Raw genomic sequence first — 24,007 nt, forward strand, 5'->3', positions numbered from 1 at the left:
GCGCTTGGATGGCTCCTCAAGATCAACCCCACGAACAATTTGTATTCCCTGAGGAAGTTCTACCTCGCGGTAACGCTCTCTAAGTATTAAAAGCCGACCATGATCTGAAATTGTGGTTTCTAAAAATTGACATCACCCAGATTAAATAATCTCCTTAGCATAAGCTAAGAATGTGTCAATATTCCCCATTCTCTAGTCATCTCCCGCTTATTGGTGGGGGATTTTTTTATATGGTTAATTATTTTTAAATTTATGTGTTATATTAGATGAAGGTTATAAACCCGGAGCAAATGCTCTGCCCTTTTGAGACTTAGACCGCTTAGGCAACAAGGAGGTGATGCCCATGATAGAAAGTAGTAAATGCATGGGTCATCAGGTTGCAGTTAGCCGGCTGTGTGCCGGGGCTGTTCTCTAAAAGTTAGCCTTAGTCATCCTGAGATACTAAGTTAGCTCAAGTAGCTAGGCAAGCTCGGAGTTCCTTCCGGCAGTCTGGTTGCAACCTGAAGACCCGCTAGACCGCTCTGACTTAGATCACCTGATCTAAATCAGAGCGGATAGTTTTTTATGGGTGATTTTTATTTTATCAAAGGTTGCTTTTGAAAACTTAGATGGCGATGCCTGCGGTGGTCACTGAGCGGCTGGTGAGCGCAGTCGAACCATGCCGAGGTAGCAGGCAAAGCCAACGCGTCTAAGTTTTCTTAAAAATAAAAATATTTTGGCTCAAACCTTGGCAACTGATCAGATGTGAGTAATAGCATCTATCTACCGAGTTTGATTTAAATATACATACACGCATTATGCCCTAGTTTATCCTCCCATACTTTCTGTGTGGAGAATAAAAGGGGTTTGCCTTCATAAGATGCAAGATGTAACAGATATATAGGAATTTTTTGATATGACACAACTACTCACTGAGGCGGAAATTCAAGAAAATGCAAAGGTTTTGTCAGATTGGACTGTTGAAGACTCCAAATTGCAGACTACTCGCAGATTCAAGGATTTTATCCAAGCAATTGAGTTTATCAATAAGCTGGTAGAGCCGGCTGAGTCAGCAGGACATCATCCAGATATAAAAATTTCCTACAACAAAGTGAAGATTACCCTGACAACACATGATGCAGGCGGGCTGACGCAGACAGACTTTGATCTAGCACGGGTGATTTCCCAAATCAACTAAGTGATTTTTCTGATATCTTGCAATAAGAAACTGGAAGTCACGGCAACGCGAGACTCAGCGTTTAGCAAGCTTTAAGAGTATAACTATGGGTTTTGCTTTCGAGGACGCGGGTTTCAAAACCCTTGATTCCTAAGCTGGTGTTTGTGATCATAATACCAGACAAGCAAACTTCGTTTGTATAGCCGAGCCAGTGTGTTTTAACTGGTGTTCTATTTCTACTAGCGCTAAGTACAAGAAGTTATTTTTGCTGACAAGCTGCTAAGTGTCTAAAGCTTTGAGCAATTTAGCCAAGTAGGGAGCAAATGCCCTAAACCCTACTCCCTACCTAGATATTTAGATAAGTATGTGTGACAGTTATTAAGCCGATCACTCCAATCTTGCCATCTAGATCAGATGTTTTATAATGTTATGATATAAACATATGTTTTTGCATAAGTTAATCACATAAGTTTTTAACCCTAAGTTAATCGTTTATTAGCTTTGCAAAAACTAAAATTGTAGTAGTGGCAACTATGCCTCATGCACAGGTTTCAATGATATGTCACATTTTTGAGATTTTAAGTGCAACGAATACAATTATCTAAACAAGGTGTGAGGAGTAAAGAAAAGATGTCTAATCTCTTGTGGAAATCCTTAGTGGTTAGCCCAGCAGTTTTGGGAGCAACATTGTTAGTTTCGACAACAGCAATTGCGGCTCCAACCACAACCACTAAAGTATCACCAGCCAAACAACCGGCTGTAACGGAAGTTGCCCAACAGCCAGAAATATTGGCTCAAACAACCATAGATCAAGTTAATCGCTACAGCAATGAAGGCAACCAAAATAACTCTCAGTCTCAAGTAACATCGGTTTCTCAGTTTTCCGACGTACAACCTACTGACTGGGCATTCCAAGCATTGCAGTCCTTGGTTGAGCGCTATGGTTGTATTGCAGGTTACCCAAATTCTACTTATCGCGGTAACCGTGCTTTGACCCGTTATGAATTTGCCGCTGGTTTGAATGCCTGTTTGGATCGGGTTAACGAATTGATTGCCACAGCAACAGCTGACTTGGTGACCAAACAAGATTTAGCGACTTTGCAACGGTTGCAAGAAGAATTTTCTGCCGAATTGGCAACCCTACGCGGTCGTGTCGATTCCCTAGAAGCGCGAACTGCTGAATTAGAAGCCAATCAGTTCTCCACTACTACAAAATTAGTCGGTGAAGCCGTTTTTGCCGTTAGTGATGCGTTTGGAGGTAACACTGGTGACAACAACAATACTGTCTTCCAAGATCGGGTACGTTTAGACTTGCAAACCAGCTTCACAGGTAGAGACGTTTTACACACTCGTCTTGCTGCTGGTAATGCACAAGCTTTTTCACTAAGGGATAACGCTGGTAATCCGATCAACACTGCTGAAGGCACACAAACGTTTGAAGTCAGTAGCACTGGTAACAATAGTGTCAAGATAGACCGCTTGACCTATGAAGCTCCCATAGGTCCAGCCCAAGTTTACCTTGCAGCTAGTGGCGGACGGCATAGCCATTATGCCGCTGTCAACAACCCTTACTTTTTTGATACTACTGACGGCGGTAATGGTGCTTTGTCTACCTTTGCTTCTGAAAGTCCTATCTATCGTATTGGTGGCGGTGCAGGTATAGCACTCAATCTACCCCTTGGTAAAGGTGGCGGCATCTTGGGAAATAGCTCAATCACTGCGGGTTACTTGGCATCAGAAGCTAATACTCCTGTTCTTGGTTCAGGTCTGGCCGACGGTGACTATGCTGCTTTAGGACAGTTGAACTTTAGTGTTGGCGATCGTTTGGCTTTAGCTGCTACCTATGTTCACGGATATAGTGCCGCAGGTGGTTTCTTGTTCAACTCAGGTTCCACATCAGATGGAACTTTTGGAGATGTTCAAGTAGGTACTGGACAAGCTAACATTCTAAGTACCACAGATGCATCTTCAAGTAATTCTTATGGTGTGGAGGCTGCCTTTAGGCCCAGCGACAAACTGTCAATTAGTGGCTTCGTCTCTTACCACGATATCACCGGCTTTGGTGCAAATGATGATTTTGACGCTTGGAGCTATGGTGTTGGAGTAGCCTTACCTGATTTCGGTAAAAAAGGTAACGTTTTAGGTCTTTTTGCTGGTGTCGAACCCTATTCCTTTAACCGACCAGGTTTTGTTGGTAATGATAAACCTTATCACTTTGAAGGCTTCTACAAGTATCGCGTGTCAGATAATGTCTCAGTTACCCCTGGTGTAATCTGGTTGACCTCTCCTGGTCAAAACAGCGATAACGATGATGCGTTTATCGGTACGCTCAGAACGACTTTCACTTTCTAGAGTGCTGACTATCCACTGACAATTTTGAACTCTATTGATCCCCGCCATCAGGCGGGGTTTTTTGTTGTCAGTAGCAGCAATAAACCCCAGTAGGTAACCGGAGTATACTAAAAAAGTTAAGAGCTGTGAGTTAAGAATTAAAAAGTTCTAACTTACGGCGTGAGTAACTTTTTTTGATCGAACTTTTCTAATAAAGATTGGCGGTTACATGTTGCCTAATATCCTAACTCTGCCAATTTTGAATTTTGGATTTTAGATTTTTCCTTCAATCTAAAATCTAAATTGAATGACTCCTAACTCCTAACCCTAACTTATTGCTGCTTGTGGAACTATCGTGTAAATCGGAATACGCAATTCTAGCCTTATTAGAGATGGCCGCTCATTACGAAAGCGGCGAACCGCTGCAAATTCGACATATTGCAGCACAACAAAACATACCTGATCGCTATCTGGAACAGCTACTGGCAACCTTGAGGCGTGGGGGTATAGTCAAGAGTCAGCGCGGATCAAAAGGTGGCTATCTGTTAACGCGAGAACCCCGAAAAATCATCCTTTTTGAGATTTTGGAATGTTTAGAAGGGTTAGAGGTGCGGACTTGTGAAGAAAACGTTAATCTCAAAACGCTAGACAGTTCGGTTATAGAAGAAATTTGGCAAGAAGCAAGTCGCGCGGCAAATTCAGTGTTGCAAAAATATACGCTCCAGGATCTTTGTGAAAAACGAGATTCCCGGCGGCAGTTGGATATCATGTACTACATTTAGTCAAGAGTCATTAGTCATCAACAAATGACTTTTGACTCTTGACTAGTAACTAAGTAAGTAGGCAAGAATAAATAAAACTATGTTACGCAATGTAAATATAATTAAATTTAGCTCGCAGTAAGCGGCTCTCTCCCTAGAAAATAGGGCTGGAGCCGCTTCCCCCTCTCTCTTTGGAAGACGCTCTTGCTAGCAAGATCCAGGGGTACGGGTGACGCTCGTAGCGCGGCATCGTCTCCCTTTGCGAGAAGACTCGCTCTAAGCGAACGTAAGAGTGTCTCTAAGAGTTGCCATGCCGCAGGCTTTACGCTGCGCTAAGTTGTTCATGAGGGAAACTCTCTACAGCCCTTCTCAAGACAGGAGACGCTCTTGCGTTCGGGCATCCTACGGCAGCCGCTAGCCTCTGTGGGAGAAGACTGCGCTAACTCATTACAAACCTTTAATTATTCATACCCACTTAACTTAATAAGTAATAACTAATAACTAAGGACTAAATTATGCGAATAGCTCGTAACATAACAGAACTGGTTGGTCGTACACCCCTAGTGCAGTTGAACCGCATTCCCCAAACAGAAGGATGTGTTGCTGAAATTGTAGTGAAACTGGAAAGTATGAACCCATCGGCATCAGTCAAAGACCGGATTGGGGTGAGTATGATTAACGCCGCCGAGGAAGAGGGGCTGATTACTCCTGGGAAGACAGTATTGGTAGAACCCACCTCTGGAAACACAGGAATTGCCCTAGCAATGGCAGCAGCAGCCAAGGGTTATCGATTAATTTTGACAATGCCAGAGACGATGAGTGGGGAGCGTCGGGCAATGTTGCGGGCCTATGGAGCAGAACTGGAACTAACGCCAGGAATGGAAGGCATGAGTGGGGCAATTGGGCGAGCGCAGCAAATGGTTAATACTACACCAAATACCTATATGTTGCAGCAGTTCCGCAATCCAGCCAATACAAAAGTGCATCGGGAAACCACAGCAGAGGAAATCTGGGAAGATACCGATGGACAAGTAGATATGATCGTGGCAGGGGTCGGCACAGGTGGTACGATCAGTGGTGTAGCAGAAGTGATTAAAGCACGCAAGCCTAGTTCTAAGGCGATCGCAGTTGAACCAGCTAATAGCCCAGTTTTATCTGGGGGACGGCCAGGGCCACACAAAATCCAAGGAATTGGCGCTGGGTTTATTCCCCAAGTGCTAAAGATAAAATTGATTGATGAAGTGATTACCGTCACCGATGAAGAAGCGATCGCTTATAGTCGGCGTTTGGCAAAAGAAGAAGGGCTACTATCTGGTATTTCCAGTGGAGCCGCTTTATGTGCAGCAATTCGCGTTGCCCAACGTCAAGAAAATAAGGGACGTTTAATTGTGATGATTCAGCCCAGTTTTGGTGAGAGGTATTTGAGTACACCGTTGTTCCAAGACCTGGAGGCAAGATTAGCCGCTAGCGTCAGTTAACGATAAATTGAATTAATGGTCAATTCTAAGCACGTTTCTAACCATTACGAAACTCTCAAAGTTAGTCCAAGTGCCAGCCAAGCGGACATTAAGCAAGCTTATCGCCGCTTGGTTAAGTTGTTTCATCCTGACAGTAATCAGGAAACAGCCGATCACGAGCAGATTATCCGCATCAATGCAGCCTATGAGGTCTTAAGGGATAACCAAAATCGCCGTAATTATGACCAACAACTGCAAGATGACTCCCAAAAATTAAATAATGATCGCCTACAGCGTACAGCATCAGCGCAAAAGCATTACCAGACAAGACGAAAAACAGGACGCGATGTTGACGAGCAAGTAGAGGAATGGCTGCGCCAAGTTTACCAACCAGTAAATCGCTTACTTTGTACTATTCTTTATTCGTTAGAAGAACAAATGGATCAATTAGCCGCTGATCCCTTTGATGATGAGTTGTTAGATGAATTTCAGGAATATTTAAAAACCTGTCGAGATGACTTGAAGCAGGCACAAATTACTTTTCGCTCTCTGCCAAATCCGCCTAGTCTAGCAAGAACAGCGGCTCACCTCTATTACACCCTCGATCAAGTAGCAGATGGACTCGAAGAATTAGGTTACTTCCCTTTGAACTACGATGAGCGTTATTTACACACAGGTCAAGAACTATTCCGCATAGCTACGGGATTACACTGTGAAGCGCAAGCGTCTGTTACATAGTCATTGGCCAAACAGGGCATGGGTCAATTTCGCTGGATGACAAATGACACAGAACTTAGGAATTAGTTTATGCTGGAAACAGAAAAAGATTAAGAAATTTTAAATTCTGCTTTTAGTGTACTCATGCAATGTATTGTTAATCGCCGCGCCCAGTTTTCGGCAAGTCATCGTTATTGGTTGCCAGAACTGAGTGAAGCCGAGAATATTGAGAAATTTGGTGCTTGCTCTAGATTTCCGGGACACGGACATAACTATGTCTTATTTGTCTCCCTTGCCGGGGAATTGAATGAATATGGCATGGTGCTGAACTTGTCCGATGTGAAACACGTAATCACAGGGGAAGTTACCAGTCAATTGGACTTCTCTTATCTCAACGATGTGTGGGCAGAATTTCAACAAACTCTGCCCACCACTGAGAATATTGCACGGATTATCTGGCAGCGACTAGCACCCCACTTACCTTTAGTCCGTGTGCAGTTATTTGAACATCCTGAACTTTGGGCAGATTATATAGGAAACGCAATGGAAGCCTACCTCACCATCAGTACTCACTTTAGCGCTGCCCATCGGCTAGCTCACCCTAACCTCAGTAACGAAGAAAACACCCTTGTTTATGGTAAGTGCGCCCGTCCCCACGGTCATGGACACAACTACCATTTAGAAGTTACCGTCAAAGGGGAAATTGATCCACGCTCCGGCATGATTGTCGATTTAGGAGCGTTGAACCAAGTTATAGAAGATTATGTAGTGGAGCCATTCGATCACACATTTTTAAACAAAGACATTCCTTATTTTGCCGAAGTTGTGCCCACTGCTGAGAATATCGCACTTTACATTAGCAATTTATTGCGATCGCCTATTCAGGAATTGGGAGCTAAACTTTACAAAGTGAAACTGGTTGAAAGTTCCAATAACTCCTGCGAAATCTACTGTACTGAGTTAGAATCAGATTCAGTCGGCGCAGCCGTGAATCAGCCAGTGTTAGCACGGGTTTAGCTAATTGAAAATCCAGGCATAGGACATAGGGAGTTTATATCATCCTCATGCCTAATGCCCTATAAACGAAAAGAATCTAAAATTAGAACAGTTTACTTACTAAACAGTTAAAACCAGGTAGCAAAGGACTTGTCAACTCATCTTGACTAAATAAAGTAACTGCTAGCTTTAATGCAGCCTGTTCACGACGATAAACTTCAACTTTTTTCTGTATAATAATCGCAAATCCAATATTCCTGAACCCTGTCTCGGAACGAGAATCGCCAGCAAATAGCTCTAGGTCAGCAGTCGTCCAACGCACTGGAGTTGTTTGCATAGAAACCCCCTAGCATTTTCCTAAATCATATTTTAAAAATACCGCCGCCGGGCGGAATGTCGCAAATAGCGATAAATGCCCCAGGCTAAAACTCCAAAAAAGAGATTTAGTAAAAAGCGACTAAATATAAACCACAAAATATCAACATCAAAAAGCTTTGACGGACTCAAGGGACTTAGAATCCTGGCTAAGAGAAACAGCCCAAAAATAGCATTTCCACCCAGGACGAGGGCAAACAGCACTAAACTCCTCTGCCAGTAACGGCGCTGGGGTGTACGGTCTGAAATCAGGATAATTACAGGTTTACCTTGCACTTTTCGCAGCAATTGTTCCAGTCGCCAAAACATCCACAATAGAAATGGAAATAAACCATAGCTAAGAAAACGCAGGGGTAGTGAGTAACGCCAAGCACTAGATAGGACATTAACTAGGGCATGACAGATTACAGAATTTAGCCAAGCCCGAAAAATGAACTTCTTGTCTCGATTTAACCGAGTGTGGGAGGAAATATAGATTCCTAAGGCATATCCCCAAGGCGCAGAGAACATGGCGTGGACTGGTGTACCTATAGTCCGGTCAAGAATTGATGCGGTATCGTGGAAAAGGTAAATCCAATTCTCTTCGGCAGTGAATCCGAGGGCAACCGCTACAGTGAACAAGAAAACGGTAGAGTGAAGTAATCGATACCTGCGTTGCAGATAGCAGGTTGGGACAACAACCGCTACCAACTTACAGCCTTCTTCAATTGGGCCTACTTCCACGAGCTGCCGCAAGGCTATACCAAAAAGCGTAGACGCGCAGCGGCTTGTCGCCAGACATCGCTTAATCTGATGCCAGTCCCCAACCTTGTTGGCTACAATTTCAAAAATCCATTCGAGGCTAAGGGCTAAGATACCAGATATTGCCCCGATGATAAAGAACATTAGCAACCTTGACAGAGTTGGGGCAAATGGCACCCGACAATAGTAGTAGCCTAGCAGCAGCAACGGTGGTATCGCTGCCCACAGCAGTAGAGAAAAATCAACCACTCACCTGAGCGATCGCTGTACGGTGACGGTAGGTATTGTTGGTGATAGTGGGAGTTTGGAAACCCGCCTCAACAATAGCTTGCTCAATGTCCAAAGCAAAATATTCATCTAAATACGGTTCAGTACTTTTGAGCAACGTCAAAATGTAGGCTGGCATTTTCTTGTAAACTTCAGATTTGGGATTCATGTCCATGATTGCCAAGTAGCCACCTGGACGCAGCACGCGCCGCATTTCAGCAAAAATTTGTCGGGTTGCTGACTGGGGTAATTCGTGGCACATCAAGAAAATTGAGACTAAATCAAATGAGGCATCTGGTAGCCCAGTAGATTCAGCTTGGGCATGAAGCCAATTAATTTTAGCTTGACGTTGTTGAGCGCGGTAATTGGCAACAGCTAAGAAGTAGGGAGATAAGTCCAAGCCTGTGATTTTGGCATGGGGATAAATTTCTTGCATGGCAAAGGTACTCAAACCCACAGCACACGCCAAGTCTAGGATATCTTGGGGTTGATTGGGGATTTGGGCTTTGAGGATATCGTGGTAACTTTGGCGCAGTTTAGCATCTCCTTCGGCTCCAGCATCCTGCCAAATTCCGGCATGGACAGTACGAGCAGCAACTTCTAGCTCCCAAGCGGCTTTCCAACTGAGGTCTCCACCTTCGTAGGCATGGAATGGCCGCAAGTAGTATTCTGGGTAGGAAAGCTGAGGATTTTCTACTTGAGCTAGATCAGCCTTCCAATCACGCGCCTGTAGTGTCTCGACTTCTTGCGTCCAAGGCACGCCAATTCTTTCGGCACGTTTAATCATCATTTGTCTAGCTTGATGCTTGGCTAGGTTAGCTAAAGGCTTGATTGCCAGTACCCCATTTACCAAGCGGGAAGCGAAGCCAGGAGTAGTATTTACAGCAGCGGTCATAAATTAATTCGCGTTCAACAGCTTTTTTACTTATGACATACTTGCTGGACGGCAGTCTAGAAATGAATTGAATTGTATAACGGCAGTCTGCCTCCTTTGGCTTGCCCCAAGCAACAAATATTATAGAAGGTTGACATTTGGAGAGCAGCAAAGTTCTGAGAAAATGAGAATTATGCTGGTTTACATTTTGGAATTTTATTCAAGACTGGTAAAATTTTGATACTTAGCAACATTTGTCTCAACAGGGATAGAAAAAAGCTGAGTGCCATTTATAACAGTAAGTTAAGCTTATTGGAGTCAAATATGGCTAGAGGAAGAAGAGCAAGTGGCTTTTTAAAAGATTTTCAAGCTTTTGCCCTTAAAGGCAATGTAGTTGACTTGGCGATCGCTGTCATCATTGGTAGTGCTTTTGGCAAGATTGTTACTTCCTTTGTTGAAGATGTGATCATGCCATTGATTAATCCCTTGGTTAGTTTTACTGGCAAAGACTGGAGAACAATCACCATTAGTCCAGGAATCAAGATTGGTGAGTTTCTTGGGGCAATAGTTGACTTTGTAATCATTACCTTAGTTTTATTTGTAGCAATTCGAGCCTTACAAAAATTCAAGAGACAAGAAGAAGTCGCCGATGAACCCTTGCCAGATCCTAACCTTGTAGCCCAAGAAAGATTGACTAGCGCGTTGGATAGACTCAACCAAACCTTGGAAACTCGGAATAATCAAGTTTTGTAAGTGGGGATTGGAGGGATGAGGGAGTAGAGGAGGCAGGGGATGAGGGAGCAGGGGAGCAGAGGAGAATAATTAATACTCAATGTCCAATACCCAATGCCCCATGCCCAATGCCCTACTTTACAGTAGGCTTGAGAGCTAACAACATTTCTAATTCACTAGTAGATTTATCAGGACTAATAGCGGTAAAACCAATACCACGAATCGAATTCAGGATGGTGATGGTATCGGCGTTAGACGATACAAAACTATTGATCAGGGGCACAGTTTTAGTTTTATCCATATCCAGGTATAAATAGCCACCGTTGGGTCTTTGCAAAGAACCAGTAACGGCTTTGAAGACATCGCCATTGTCGAGAGATAGATTCTTGCGATCGGCAACTGCGTCAGCAATTGGGCCACCAAGAGCTACAAATACAGTATCTTGATCCAGCCAACCATGTGCCAATAAAGCTCCCTGTCGGGGAATTTGCCATTCAGTTACGTCTTTACCACCGATATTTCTGTTGGCGACGTTGATTTGTTGGGTTTTGGCAAGAGTATCCAATTTTGTCAAGGTGGCTTCGGCAGTTTTGCGATCGCTAGTGTCAAATACTAAAGCACCTCCAAAACCAACAGTTGCTAACACCCCTTGATTAGATGGAATCGCACCAAAGGCGAATTCCCCATTCATCCAACCAAAAATATCCTTATCCAGGTCAATATTGACAAATTTAAGTTGTCCTCGCACTTGTTCCAAAGCTTGCTTCATTTCTGGATAATCTTTTGACTGTTCTACTAGCGTTTCCCAGCTACGGCTGATGCCGTTTCCGCTAACCAGAGCAAAGGTATCAGTGGGAAATTGCCCCACTATATTTCCCGGACTTGATTGATACTGAAATTTATTTAGTTGCGGATCTAAATTGGCGATCGCTTTTACCCGCACTCCCGCATCATCAACACCAACACCCGCCACCACAGATTTTATTTGCTTCAGTTGCGCCAAGGCTTGTGGAGGTAACTGCTTTGCCTGCGAACTTGCGGCAGCTAATTGCTGTACCATCCCTGCATAGTCTGGTACATAAATTTGGGCGAGGCTGTTTTTGACATCCACTCCTTTGTTGAGAATGGTGCTGGCACCTTCTTTACTGGCAAAAGAAGACTGTCCCTTAAAGGTGTCAATTGCTTTTTCTACAGCTTGCTTTTGGGGGGCTAATACCAAGTGACTATTATTTAAAACTACGCTATACGTCGGCTTGCCATTTTCTGTAGTTTCGATAATTTTTTGACCTTGGTAGTCAGATTCCTGGAATTTTACCCCTTTTTCTGACTTCAATTTTTTAGCAAAATTCAAGGCACTGAGTTTATCCTTGATTCCCACCACCATCAGGATATTTGGTTCCTGCTGTAAATTTGTTGGTACATTAGATGCCCCAGAGGGCACGTTTAACTGTGCCGATTTCACAGGATTTGGTGGCAGTATAGCAATCATTACACTACCAGCCCAAGGCTTTATGTCTTTTTCATAAGAAACGTTACTGCCACTGAATATTTGCTTATTGAAATCTTCCAGACTTTTCGCCACTAACTTTTGTGCTTCTGGAGTGCCAAACTGCTGTAACTTTGCCCAGCCTTGAGAGTCAGTAGTAATATAAGTTGCCATCAATGCTGTTGAAGGTACTACTTTAGCACTGCCTAGAGCGTCTGAGCTACCTCCTGATGGGCTTTTAAAATACGTATAAGCCGCTATACTTCCTGCTACAACTACAGCAGCGCCAATAGCGGGAATGAAAAGCTTTGATTTACTTTCGGGCATTTTGTTATCCTCTTTTGCTCAGATTGTCACTGAGATTTATATAAGTGTCATTGTAGAGTTTTCGGATTTATTAATAATTTCCGCTCATTGATCGGTATTTACTGATAAAATTAGTAATCCTATAAGTTAGCGGTCTAAAATTACTCTCAAAAATACTTCAATGGGATGAGGAGCGAATCCGCAAATGATATGCTGTTCATTTCAAACAAAATAGCCTGTTCAACAGAGGCAAGCTATCCTAAGTTATAAGAATAATTAGGAGTATTTGTACTTAATGAGAATCTATCAAGGTGTAAGAGACTCTTGACTCGATGACAAAAAAGTGCAAAACATCAGGAAAAGCAGATGCGGGAGGGATATGGAAAAAAGTCCAAGGATCGGCAGCCGACGTTCGGAAATTCGGGTGAGATTAATTTCAATTCCCCAATCGCAAAGGGGAGTCCTCAATTGATTTAGGAAATACAGACACCGCTTTTTGCTTAATTACATCCAGCCAAGGCAGACTTTTCAGGATTACAAGGTCAGTAAGGATCAATGTCGAAGTCTTATTTTGATACAGATAATAACGCACACAAACCTTTTGAGTTACCGGGAGCAAGACCACACTACAACCCCGATCGCCCCGGACAGGTAGAGCATATTTTTCTCGATCTCAGCTTGGATATCCCTAAGCAAAGCTATCAGGGCAGTTGTAGCATTCGCCTCTTACCAATCCGTAATGGCATTGACCGTTTGACTTTGGATGCTGTCAACCTGAATATCGAGTCTGTGCAGGTGGACGAGGTGGCACAAAATTTTGACTACCAGGGGGAACAACTTTCCATCCAACTTTCCGAGGTGACCCAGATTGGTAAACGCTTACTGATTGCGATCGCCTACTCGGTGGCAAAACCGCAACGCGGTATTTATTTTATTCAACCAGACAAGCACTACCCAAACAAGCCTACTCAAGTTTGGACTCAGGGAGAAGACGAGGACTCTCGCTTTTGGTTCCCCTGCTTTGACTATCCAGGACAATTGTCTACTTCAGAAATTCGCGTCCGTGTTCCCAACCCTCTCATTGCGATTTCCAACGGCGAACTGATTGACACTACAGCAGATGGTGATTACAAAATCTACCATTGGTCACAGCAACAAGTTCATCCTACCTACTTGATGACTTTGGCAGTAGGTGATTTTGCCGAAATTCGGGATGAGTGGAAGGGTAAACCAGTCACCTACTACGTAGAAAAGGGACGGGAGGAAGATGCTAAACGCAGCATGGGTAAAACTCCCCGCATGATCGAATTTTTGAGCCAAAAGTATGGCTATCCCTATGCTTTCCCGAAATATGCCCAGGTTTGCGTCGATGACTTCATCTTTGGCGGGATGGAAAACACCTCCACAACCCTGTTAACAGATAGATGCTTGCTGGATGAACGCGCTGCCTTAGATAACCGCAACACTGAAGCTTTAGTCGTTCACGAACTCGCGCACCAGTGGTTTGGTGATTTGGTGGTGATTAAACATTGGTCTCATGCTTGGATTAAGGAAGGAATGGCTTCCTACTCTGAGGTGATATGGACAGAACAGGAATATAGTCTAGAAGAAGCAGCTTACTATCGTTTATTGGAAGCTCGTCGTTACATTAGTGAAGATAGCAGCCGCTACCGCCGACCAATGGTAACACATGTTTACCGGGAAGCTATTGAACTTTACGATCGCCACATCTACGAAAAAGGGTCTTGTGTTTATCATATGATTCGGTTTCAATTAGGAGATGAATTATTTTGGCAGGCGATCCAAACATTTATCCAAGATAATGCCCACAAAACTGTAGAAACAGTAGACTTACTCAGGGCGATTGAAAAGGCTACCGGACGAAATCTTTTGTTCCTCTTTGACCAATACGTTTATCGTGGTGGTCATCCCGATTTTAAAGTAGCTTACTCTTGGGATGGAGATGCTAATTTAGCAAAAATTACGGTAACTCAAACCCAAGCTGCTGAAGGTAAAAATGGCAGTAAGGATTTGTTTGATTTAAAAATCCCTATTGGTTTTGGCTATCCGCTACAAGAAGAAGTGAGAAGTGGGGAGTTAGGAGTTAAAAATAATTCCCAACTCCAAACTCATAACTCACAACTCAAAACTTTTGTAGTGCGGGTAAATGAACGTGAACAAAGCTTCTACTTTCCCCTAGAAAATAAGCCCCAATTTATCAGCTTTGATGTTGGGAATAATTACCTGAAAACAGTAGCTTTGGAGTATCCAATACCAGAGTTAAAAGCCCAGTTAGAATCTGACCCCAACCCGATTTCGCGCATCTATGCAGCAGAAGCTTTGGCGAAAAAAGGCGGGTTAGAAGCTACCATTGCACTATCTGCGGCGCTAAAAAATGACCCCTTGTGGGGTGTGCGTGTGGAAGTGGCTAAACAACTAGCCCAAATTAATTTAGACCAAGCCTTTGATGGCTTAGTTCTTGGATTAAAAGATAAAAATGCTTACGTGCGACGATCTGTAGTGGAAGCACTTGCTCAAATCAAAACTGCTGAAAGCTATAAAGTTGTAAAAAGCTTGTTGCAAAAGGGCGATCCCAGCTACTACGTGGAAGCAACAGCCTCTCGTGTGATCGGGGCGATCGCATCTGCAAATTTGGAAGAAAAACCCAAGGAAGACAAGGTATTAAAGCTGCTGAAAGGCGTTTTAGAAGAGAAAGCAGGTTGGAATGAAGTGGTGCGGAGTGGTGCAGTTGCTGGTTTAGCTGAATTCAAAACTTCAGAAACAGCTTTAAATGTGTTAATCGAATACACCAAACTTGGTGTACCACAACCTCTACGTTTAGCTACAATTCGCGCTTTAGGAAAGATTTCTGTAGGTCAAAGTCCGGTTAATTTGGAACGAATTTTAGAAAAATTAACAGAACTAGCCAAAGAAACCTTCTTTTTAACGCAAGTGGCGGTAGCAGCAGCATTAGGACAAATGGAAACACCCAAAGCAGTCAGGATTTTGCGATCGCTAGCTGAACAAGCAGTCGATGGGCGTGTACTTCGTTATGCTGAAGAAGAAATTTCTAAGGTGCAAAAGAATATTGGTTCAGAAAAAACCCTGCGTCAATTGCGTGAAGATTTCGACCAACTCAAACAACAAAACCAGGAATTAAGAAGCCGTTTAGAAAACTTGGAGGCCAAATCTAAATAGCACTACATGATAATTAAAAGTAGCTAATTGATAATTGGTAATTGTGGCAAAACCACAACCAATTATCAAATTTATAACAGTCCTAAATGATAATTATGTTATGAGTCGCGGGTTGATTCATCCACCTAACTATACATTTTGTCCCGCAAGAAACCGAACAAATATAGGACTTACGCAAAAAACCTCTCAAACTCTTATTCCTTCGTGTCGCGCCAGTTGCTTCTCCTAAGGGAGACGCTGCGCGTAGCTTGCTTCCCCGTAGGAGTACAAGTCGGGAAACCGCAAGGGCGCACTGGCTTCTCTGCGTCCTCTGTGGTTCGATTTTCCGTTACCTGTGCGTAAGTCCTGATACCATTTCTTTGTGAGGCTACGCCAAATTTTCTTGGCTTCTTATTTATTTATTTATTTCTTTCTTTGTGTCCTTCTCTACGAGACGCTACGCGAATGCGTTCTTCTCTACGAGACGCTGCGCGTAGCTTGCTTCTCCGTAGGAGTATGCGGTTAGTTCGTCATGTAGTTTGGCGCATCTTCATACATAATTGGTATGAAATAGATCACCTGACTTACGCTCATTCTATGCGCGTTTTGGCTTCGTTGAAACTAATATACGGTGAGGATATAACATGTCTAAATTGCAGTAGTATGCTGTTTGGGCTTGTCCTGGTTAGTCAAGAAAAGTCTGTTTCTGTTAGGAATAACTTCTGAATGGGCTGTAATTTCAGTTACAGCAGTCACCTATGGTGCTATTTTCTTAACTTCATTATGGACGAGTGTTTTAGAAGACCATGATCGCAGGAGTATTCAGGCAAAGCTAAATGGGTGGCTAAGACAATCTGAATTTTAAAATGATTAAATCCAAGACAGTAATAGTACTACTGCTCCATATAACTATTAGTAAATAAAGTTACTTAACTATCGCAGTTTATTTAAATTTGTATACATCAAACATAGGTAAATATTTATATTTTTATAAACAATGGTTAAGAAAAGATAAAATCATCTGAAACTTGGATAAGTAGTTGTAGTTTTATAAAGTATAATTAAGAAAAAGATAAACAAATCTAGGCAGTAATATAGGCTAAAATCGCCTCGAACACTATCCCCAAAGGATAGAGTTTTAGTTGTTTTAGATAAAAGACTACCGCAATTCTGAACTTGCAACTAACTTGTGGGTCAGCATAAAACCATCATTGTAAATTTTTCAGTTGAAGAGGCAAAAAAAGGCGTGGGTCAGTATCAACCTACTCAGCTAAAACTCTATAATCCAGATGCGATCGCTCGCTACTATAGTTACCGTCCCTGGCTTGCCTGGGGGCGACTGCTGAGAATTATCTCCTCTTTTGCAGGATTTCTACTCAATCTCAAGTGGGACGAATGGCAAGATAAAGTTGAGCAGAATAAAGGTAAACGAGCTATCCAGTTGCGAGAACTGCTGACCAGACTCGGCCCGACTTTTATTAAAGTTGGTCAAGCCCTCTCTACCAGGCCTGACCTGATACGCAAAGATTTTTTAGAAGAACTGATCAAGTTACAAGACCAGTTACCACCTTTCGATAATGCGATCGCTTACCAGATTATCGAAACTGAGCTAGACCGTCCAATCCATGAAAGCTTTAGTGAACTGTCACCTAACCCGGTAGCTGCTGCTAGCTTGGGTCAAGTATACCGTGGTCGTCTGATCAGCGGCGAAGAAGTCGCAGTTAAGGTGCAACGCCCCAACTTACGCCCGATTCTCACCCGCGACCTCTATCTATTGCGGTGGGCGGCGAGTTGGATAGCTCCCTGGTTACCCCTCAATCTCGGTCACGACCTAAGTTTAATTGTGGACGAGTTTGGCACAAAGCTATTTGAAGAAATCGACTATATTAATGAAGGCCGCAATGCCGAACACTTTGCTAGCAACTTCCGCAACGACCCGCAAGTTAAAGTTCCAGGAATTTACTGGCGTTATACCAATACCCACGTTTTAACGCTGGAATGGATTGATGGCTTCAAGCTGACGGACACTAAACGCATCCGCGAAGCAGGTTTAGACCCAGAGGCGATCATCCAAATTGGTGTTACTTCAGGATTGCAACAGCTTTTGGAACACGGCTTCTTCCATGCTGACCCTCATCCCGGCAATTTGTTTGCTGTGCCTGATGGTCGTATGGCTTACATTGATTTCGGGATGATGGATCAGTTGGAGGAAACCACCAAAGAAGCACTAGTAGATGCACTAGTGCATTTGGTAAATAAAGACTATACCGACTTAGCCGAAGATTTTGTAAAATTAGGATTTCTGACTCCAGACACGAATATTTGCCCAATTGTGCCAGCATTAGAAGCAGTGCTGGGAAACGCCATTGGCAAAAATGTCAAGGATTTTAACTTCAAAACTATTACCGATGAATTCTCGGAACTGATGTACGAATATCCTTTCCGAGTTCCGGCGAAGTTTGCTTTGATTATTCGTTCCTTGGTGACTCAGGAAGGTATTGCCCTTAGCCTTAACCCGAATTTTAAAATTGTTGAAGTAGGTTATCCCTATATAGCACGGCGGTTGCTTACAGGGGAATCGCCGGAATTACGGCGACGATTATTGAATGTATTATTCAAAGATGGTAAATTCCAGTGGCAGCGGTTAGAAAATTTAATTGCGATCGCTCGTAGTGATAACAACTTTGATGTATTGCCCACAGCCCAGATGGGGTTCCAATATTTAATGTCCGAAGAAGGCAAGTTTCTGCGGCGACAACTGGTACTTGCTCTTACCGAAGATGACCGCCTCCACACCGAAGATGTCCAACGCCTGTGGAACCTGATTAAAGATGACTTAAAACCGGAACGTTTACTAAATGTAGTGATCGGTATTTTAACAGACTTATCCAGGGAAGGCGCAGCTGCTATCCTCCCAAAAGCTACATTCCTTGGGTCTTTTGCTGGAAATCAGTCAACAAACAAAAAATAAAAATTATTTAATATAAATTAGGAGTTTTCATGTACTATTTTCCTGTGCAACCGCCTTATTTTCTGTTACTTGTTGGCTTTCTAACAGCATTAACATCTGGTTTGGCATTATCTGGTACTTTGAAAGTAATTGTGCAGAAATGGCCAAGCGAGCGCACGGAAAATACCAAACCTCGTTCTTCACTGAAACAATTACTTGTGCCATTTATCGGCATAACTGCCGGTACTTGTCTATTTCTGTCTTCAGGCTTAGAAATATTTGGCTTTCCCTCCTCTTTGGCTTTAGGAGTCGGTCTACCAATTAGTCTGTTTACTTGTTTATTAATTTGGTTGCAGTTGGGAAGTATGATGACCTTTATAGAACGCGAAGGTATGCGATCTTTAGATTTAGATTCTATGTCATAGATTTAGAACAATATGGTTAAGTTATTATTAACTGAACTGTATAGAAATATAACTAAGTGGGCGTGAATAATTAAAGGCTTGTAGTAAGCGGCTCTAGCCGTTAATACCCATTAATTCTATCCTTGAAGTTACGATACTTTAACTTAATGTTATTGACTCTTTGCTGAATAAAACTACTAGTAGACTTTTGCAGAAGCACAAGCTGGCTTGGACGCGTAAAGGTTTGAGGACGTTGTTCAGGCGATTTTAAATAGCGATAATATAAGAAAACATCGCGGTAAGGAATATCAACATCTTCACCCCCGCAAAGCCGCACAAAAGCTGAAGAAGATATACTCATATAGTGTAAGTACGTCAACTTCCGTCCTTCGTCGTAAAGGACGTTATTTACCACATCAAATTGAGAACTCCAGTGGTTACCCGTTGCCTGTTGGTAGTCATGAAAAGCAAAGTTATAATACGAAATCCCACTTCTCAACACCATGTAGTTAAATAAAGATTGGTCAGGCGCTAAAAAAGCCATAACATCTGCCTCACCTGATGTTAATTTGTTGAGTAAGTCGGCTCTTATAGCTGTAGAAAAAATATTTTTCTTACTGGCAAACCAACCAGCACAAAATACTTTAGATTGCAAGTTTTCTGAGTTGAAAACTTGCTGCATCTGCTCTGGCGAACCATCAAAAATAAATTTTAAATCAGACTTATACTGAAAATCATTGACTACCCAATCATAGGTATCTAATTTTTCATATACATCATCTACGGATCCCATTAATAAAGTATCTGCATCAAAATAAATAAATTTATCAAAGGGACCATCCACAGCACAAAATTTGCGGTGCATTGGTAACTCATAGAGTTCCGGGAAGCCCCATTCTCGCCAAGTTTTTTGTGCTCTAGGGTAATTTTTCCATATCTGGATAGCAAAGTTATCCCAATAAGCTATGGAATCATAATTTTCAAATAAGGTGACATTATCTCTAGATGCAATCTCTGCCTTTACTTTGTCTAATCGCTGATTATATGGAAGTATACAAATAGGAATTTTCCTGCCAGCATTAGCTTCTATACTGTTGAGCAACGCAATTAATTGGTCATAGACAACATCATTCGCTAGGATGTAAATGCCATCAATCATTGGGATACTCCTAATATTAAGTGCGGGCAACAACAAAGGGAAATAAACGGCGAGTCAGTTTGGGGATGAAGGCGAATTTGCCCTCATGGAGATAACGATAGTGTTCCCACAATTGCCAATAGGGACTACCAGTTTTAATCCGCGTACCAGCCCAATGAAGATATTTTAGTCTTTGTCCTCGGTCATAGAGGGCGTATTCTTGCTGCTGGAAATTTTGCGAACCTGCCCAACTACCAGGTCCTCCCCCAGGAATTTTAACGAGATTACCACGCTTGGCAATTAGTTTGAGAACAAGATAATTCAGAACGGGTTGGTCTGTAACTCCTTCAGAAAAATCAAAATATTCGCGATGCACTGCACACTCGCGCAAAGCTTCATCCATCTGTTGTTCGGTAATAATTCCTTTTCTCGAAGCCCAAAAGCCACTGTTAAAAACATCTTGAAGTTGGGCATCGGAAAAAATTTGTTGCTCTTTCACAAATGGGTCAAAGATATTTCGCAGCTTGTCATTGGCATGATGGTAATCACAACAGAAGAAATCGACTTCTGAAAGTTTGTCTAAATTGTCGGCGATTTTTTCAAAAACGACAATATCCGTATCTATATAAATAAATTCATCTAAAGGACCAAACCACACCACTAGTTTACGCATTTTGTTTGGTAAAGCGAGAAAATCTCGATCAAAAATTTCTCCAATGCGTTTGGTAAATTTGTCAATAAATTCTAAATCTGGGAAAATTTGGACGTTGTGTAAGGTAGCAAGCTGTTCTGCTACCTTCTGATAATTTTCATTAAAAGGTATGAGATAAATGGTTACTTCTGGGTCATAGTAACGAATGCTATTGAGTAAGGCAATAGCATTATCGATAACACGATCATTGGCAACAATATAAATTCCCCTACTCATAAATTATCCTTGGTTAATTAACTTAAATTTTCGCAAAGCTCTTGTAAGTAAAGTTGGTATTGGAGCGTCATTATAACTCTTAGGAGGGTTTTGAAAGACTGGACGCTTTTCTGGTTCGTGTAGGTAACGATAGTAGAGAAATAAATCTCGATAGGGAAACTCAATATTTTCTCCAGCACAGACTGCTTGATTGATATTAGGAGGAACACCAATGTAATGCAGGTAAGTTAGTCGATTACCTTTGTCATAGAGAATATGTTCTCGTTCCTCAAAGTGCTTAGATGTGGCAGAACATCCTGTTTTTTCATTATCTGGCAGTTGGCGAGCAAAGTTATAAATAGAAAGATTAGACCTCATTACCATGTAGTTTACCAATGGTTGTTCGCCAGCACCTTCATATAAAATTTTTGCCTCACCATTTTGTAAATGGGATATCAGCCAATCTCTTTGTTCAGAGTTAAATATTCCCTGTTTCGCACCATAGAAGCCTGAGCAAAATATTTCGGAATCAATGCGCTTTTGGTCGAAAACTTCTAGTAATTTGGGAGAATTAACATTATATATTTTACTAACGTCTTTAAATTGGAAATCGTAGACAACAAAATCATAACTATCTAGCTTTTCAAATACTGTCGCTAGTGAGTTCATCACTAAGGTATCTGCATCTAAATAAATAAACTTATCGAATGGCCCATCAAAAGCGCAAAAACGACGGTGAGCGCCATAAAGACGGGATTTACTACGATTCAATCGTTCTGGTGCTGCTGTCAGCATAAATTGATCCCAGCGGTTGATTGATTCTTGATTATCGTAAAGAAATACATTAGGACGTTTACCTATTTCATCAGCAATTCGCTGTGTCTGATCATCGAAAGGATAAATGCAAACAGGAGTTTCTGAGCCTAAAATAACATCAATACTGTTGAGCAAAGCCACCAGTTGATCGAAAACATAGTCATTGCCAAGAGTACAAATACCATTCATAATTTATGAGTGTTTAGCAACAAAGTTTGACAACCAGTTAAGCAAGTTTAATTTGTGTAAAATGATTTGACGTGCTTCTGCGATCGCATCTTTGGCAGCATACCAAGCATCAGGTGTAGCTGTCACTTCTTGGATGTAGGCAATGCCTTTTTCATCTAAACTGGGCAATCTTAAAAAACTACCTGGTGGCAATAATTTATCAGCAGCCGGGCCACCATAGTAGATTGGCAGACACCAAGCGAGCAAACTATCCCAAAGTTTCTCACTCACATACCAATTATTATCAGCATAGTTTTCAATTGCCAGATTGTAATAGTATGGTGCCATGCCATACCATTTATTACCCAATTCTCCCGATTTTTTAGCCGATTCTGGTAAGTTACGCCCATATAAATCAAATTTAATGCCACTAGATTGTAGGGACTGCAAAAAGTCTAAACGCTGGCGATGATTAACTGTGCGGTTAATTCCTGAAGTAATCCAACTACATGGGGAAACTTTTTGGGGAGGTGGCATTTCATTTAAATCTTGAAATGAATTTGAATGATACCAAATAGCAGGCATATAGTCTGGAGTAGGAGCAAAATCATCAGGCCCAGAAACGTAGCCGGAATACTTTTGGGCTTGTTGGTAATTATGATTGGTTATTTCGACAATTTCATCTAAAGGCGGTTCTCGTAGTAAATAAATAATCCCCTCTTTGTTGACACCACGCAGTAGAGAATCAACATTTACTACTGATTTTTGCTGCTGTTTACGAAAACTATCTAACCAAGATTTTTGTGGCGATGCTTGGGGAAAATCAAATTGATACATCAGCAGAAAATCTGGTTTTGCTGCCAGTGCCTGCATTTGCATATTGCCCCAAACTCCAAATTGATTCGGGGTTTGTTGCCACAGCCAATCGGCTCTGGTTTCTAAACCTCGATAGCTGCTAATCATACCTACAGTTTTAATAGTCATTTTATTTATTATTTGTCATCAGTTATTTTCCCTAATTTCACCCATTTTCCCCTACACAATAAGTGAGGGAAGCAGAGATTCATCAACATAACTAAGGATTTTTGCCGCTCGATTTTCCCAAGAAAACTGCTTGACAAACTCGATACTATCTGGATAACCTTCTACTTTTCTGGGATGAGTTTCTAAAACCTGTTTCAGACATTCGGCAAATTTGCTGGGGTTATCAGGCTCACACCAAGCAGTAATGGAGTGAGTATCTTGAAACTCAACTAATGAAGGAATTTCTGTCGCTACAATGGGAGTTCCAGAGGCGAAGTAGTCAAATAGCTTTAAGGGAGATGTGAAAGTTGCCGCTTTTCCCGAACAATGAGGGTGAGCTAAAACATCGGCTGCTTGTAGCAAAGATGCTAACTCATTATGCAAAACATATCCCAAAAATTTAATGTTATAAATCTGTTTTTCTGTTACAAATTGCTGATAATATTCGACTTCTGCTGGTTTACCACCTGCACAGGCAAATTGCACATTCGGCATTTCATTAGCCACATCAATTAGTACATCAATACCTTTAAATTGCTGTAATGCTCCCGCATAAACTACCAATTTTTGGCTTTCGTCTTGCAATAGTTTTTGACGCCATTCTGCCGCTTTTTCTGGTTGTCTCTGCATAAACAATCGATTGAAACCATTGTGCAGCTTAATTACTTTTTCTGGTGGCATCCCATTTTTAATCATGCTTTCGCGGATGGTGTCTACAACTGTGACAGCAATTTGCAATAGCGGATTTGTGACAATTTCTGGCTCAAATGGCTTGTCTTCGTGGTGGTGGTGTTCATAAATTGCAGGAGCACCATTTTTGATGGCAGCTTTTACAAAATTCCAGTTGCGACTGTGGACAAGTTTGGTAGTCGGAAGTATGTGAAATGGTAAATAATATTTGCTGGCAATGGTGTTAGAGTCAGTAAATTTGCTCGGAAAATGGTCAATTGGCCAAGGCATCGGTAAGGGAGCAACTTTTAATTTGTCATGGAGATTGTAATATTTAACAAGTTCCGTTGGTGTTTTTCTCGGTTGAAAAGGACGAGCTAGATTAACTGGGTTAATCACTTTTGCTCCTTTGTCAGGGTATACTAAAACTGTTGAGTATCCCAAGTTGGCGGCGGCGTTAGCTGCATTTGTAGACTGGACTAGGTGAGCCTCTGGCTGCGGCAACTCTTCACCAATGAAAAAAATATAGTGTTTTTTTAAAGCAGAATTTTTCATA

At 42.0% G+C, this 24,007-nt stretch carries 19 protein-coding genes and 1 pseudogene; 11 read left to right on the forward strand and 9 right to left on the reverse strand.

Annotation, left to right across the window (positions count from 1 at the left end):
- The 7 genes and pseudogenes from Q0541_RS34280 to Q0541_RS02380 form a co-directional block, all read left to right on the forward strand.
- Positions 1-83: pseudogene (locus tag Q0541_RS34280) on the forward strand (photosystem II protein D2); the annotation flags it as partial.
- Positions 84-895: 812 nt separating this feature from the next.
- A complete protein-coding gene (locus Q0541_RS02355) occupies positions 896-1,177 on the forward strand; it encodes a 4a-hydroxytetrahydrobiopterin dehydratase (RefSeq protein ID WP_298905010.1) in 282 nt (93 codons plus the stop codon).
- A gap of 609 nt (positions 1,178-1,786) precedes the next feature.
- Positions 1,787-3,508, forward strand: coding sequence for an iron uptake porin (locus Q0541_RS02360; protein WP_298905013.1), 1,722 nt, complete (start codon positions 1,787-1,789; stop codon positions 3,506-3,508).
- Between the two features lie 323 nt (positions 3,509-3,831).
- On the forward strand, positions 3,832-4,269 hold the full coding sequence (locus tag Q0541_RS02365; RefSeq protein ID WP_273769373.1) for an Rrf2 family transcriptional regulator: 438 nt from the start codon (positions 3,832-3,834) through the stop codon (positions 4,267-4,269).
- 494 nt (positions 4,270-4,763) lie between these two features.
- Complete coding sequence (gene cysK / locus Q0541_RS02370) at positions 4,764-5,726, forward strand: cysteine synthase A (protein ID WP_298905023.1); 963 nt, start codon at positions 4,764-4,766, stop codon at positions 5,724-5,726.
- 15 nt (positions 5,727-5,741) lie between these two features.
- Positions 5,742-6,443 (forward strand): J domain-containing protein, encoded by a 702-nt coding sequence (locus tag Q0541_RS02375; protein ID WP_298905026.1) that lies wholly within the window; start codon positions 5,742-5,744, stop codon positions 6,441-6,443.
- A gap of 123 nt (positions 6,444-6,566) precedes the next feature.
- Positions 6,567-7,439 (forward strand): 6-carboxytetrahydropterin synthase, encoded by an 873-nt coding sequence (locus tag Q0541_RS02380; protein WP_298905029.1) that lies wholly within the window; start codon positions 6,567-6,569, stop codon positions 7,437-7,439.
- A gap of 82 nt (positions 7,440-7,521) precedes the next feature.
- Here the strand turns inward: Q0541_RS02380 and Q0541_RS02385 are convergent, their stop codons facing one another.
- From Q0541_RS02385 to Q0541_RS02395, 3 genes are read right to left on the reverse strand one after another with little or no spacing between them, the layout of a single operon-like run.
- Positions 7,522-7,755 carry a hypothetical protein gene (locus tag Q0541_RS02385; RefSeq protein WP_298905034.1) on the reverse strand — a complete coding sequence of 78 codons (234 nt, stop codon included), beginning with the start codon at positions 7,753-7,755 and terminating at the stop codon, positions 7,522-7,524.
- A gap of 32 nt (positions 7,756-7,787) precedes the next feature.
- Positions 7,788-8,783, reverse strand: coding sequence for a PrsW family glutamic-type intramembrane protease (locus tag Q0541_RS02390; RefSeq protein ID WP_298905037.1), 996 nt, complete (start codon positions 8,781-8,783; stop codon positions 7,788-7,790).
- Positions 8,776-9,696 carry a class I SAM-dependent methyltransferase gene (locus Q0541_RS02395; protein ID WP_298905040.1) on the reverse strand — a complete coding sequence of 307 codons (921 nt, stop codon included), beginning with the start codon at positions 9,694-9,696 and terminating at the stop codon, positions 8,776-8,778. The genes Q0541_RS02390 and Q0541_RS02395 overlap by 8 nt, the downstream gene beginning before the upstream one ends.
- A gap of 303 nt (positions 9,697-9,999) precedes the next feature.
- Between Q0541_RS02395 and mscL the strand changes: the two genes are divergently transcribed.
- Positions 10,000-10,428 carry a large conductance mechanosensitive channel protein MscL gene (gene mscL / locus Q0541_RS02400; RefSeq protein WP_298905042.1) on the forward strand — a complete coding sequence of 143 codons (429 nt, stop codon included), beginning with the start codon at positions 10,000-10,002 and terminating at the stop codon, positions 10,426-10,428.
- 112 nt (positions 10,429-10,540) lie between these two features.
- Here the strand turns inward: mscL and Q0541_RS02405 are convergent, their stop codons facing one another.
- Complete coding sequence (locus Q0541_RS02405) at positions 10,541-12,220, reverse strand: DUF3352 domain-containing protein (RefSeq protein ID WP_298905045.1); 1,680 nt, start codon at positions 12,218-12,220, stop codon at positions 10,541-10,543.
- Positions 12,221-12,754: 534 nt separating this feature from the next.
- Here Q0541_RS02405 and Q0541_RS02410 point away from each other — a divergent pair.
- The 3 genes from Q0541_RS02410 (at position 12,755) to Q0541_RS02420 (ending at position 18,751) form a co-directional block, all read left to right on the forward strand.
- A complete protein-coding gene (locus tag Q0541_RS02410; RefSeq protein ID WP_298905048.1) occupies positions 12,755-15,397 on the forward strand; it encodes a M1 family metallopeptidase in 2,643 nt (880 codons plus the stop codon).
- Positions 15,398-16,622: 1,225 nt separating this feature from the next.
- Positions 16,623-18,347: an AarF/ABC1/UbiB kinase family protein gene (locus Q0541_RS02415; protein ID WP_298905083.1), complete on the forward strand. Its 1,725-nt coding sequence runs from the start codon at positions 16,623-16,625 to the stop codon at positions 18,345-18,347.
- Positions 18,348-18,376: 29 nt separating this feature from the next.
- A complete protein-coding gene (locus Q0541_RS02420; protein ID WP_298905051.1) occupies positions 18,377-18,751 on the forward strand; it encodes a hypothetical protein in 375 nt (124 codons plus the stop codon).
- A 100-nt stretch (positions 18,752-18,851) separates the two neighbouring features.
- Here Q0541_RS02420 and Q0541_RS02425 read toward each other — a convergent pair whose 3' ends face one another.
- Genes Q0541_RS02425 through Q0541_RS02445 form a run of 5 tightly spaced genes read right to left on the reverse strand, consistent with a single transcriptional unit; the run spans position 18,852 to position 24,006 of the window.
- A complete protein-coding gene (locus tag Q0541_RS02425; protein WP_298905054.1) occupies positions 18,852-19,889 on the reverse strand; it encodes an Npun_R2821/Npun_R2822 family protein in 1,038 nt (345 codons plus the stop codon).
- A 16-nt stretch (positions 19,890-19,905) separates the two neighbouring features.
- Positions 19,906-20,796 (reverse strand): Npun_R2821/Npun_R2822 family protein, encoded by an 891-nt coding sequence (locus tag Q0541_RS02430; protein ID WP_298905057.1) that lies wholly within the window; start codon positions 20,794-20,796, stop codon positions 19,906-19,908.
- Between the two features lie 3 nt (positions 20,797-20,799).
- Positions 20,800-21,780 carry an Npun_R2821/Npun_R2822 family protein gene (locus Q0541_RS02435; RefSeq protein ID WP_298905060.1) on the reverse strand — a complete coding sequence of 327 codons (981 nt, stop codon included), beginning with the start codon at positions 21,778-21,780 and terminating at the stop codon, positions 20,800-20,802.
- A gap of 3 nt (positions 21,781-21,783) precedes the next feature.
- Positions 21,784-22,743 carry a glycosyltransferase family 10 gene (locus tag Q0541_RS02440; protein WP_298905063.1) on the reverse strand — a complete coding sequence of 320 codons (960 nt, stop codon included), beginning with the start codon at positions 22,741-22,743 and terminating at the stop codon, positions 21,784-21,786.
- Positions 22,744-22,794: 51 nt separating this feature from the next.
- Complete coding sequence (locus tag Q0541_RS02445; protein ID WP_298905066.1) at positions 22,795-24,006, reverse strand: glycosyltransferase; 1,212 nt, start codon at positions 24,004-24,006, stop codon at positions 22,795-22,797.
- Between the last annotated feature and the right edge of the window lies 1 nt (position 24,007).

It is taken from the genome of uncultured Nostoc sp. (assembly GCF_937863485.1).
Classification (GTDB): Bacteria; Cyanobacteriota; Cyanobacteriia; order Cyanobacteriales; family Nostocaceae; genus Nostoc.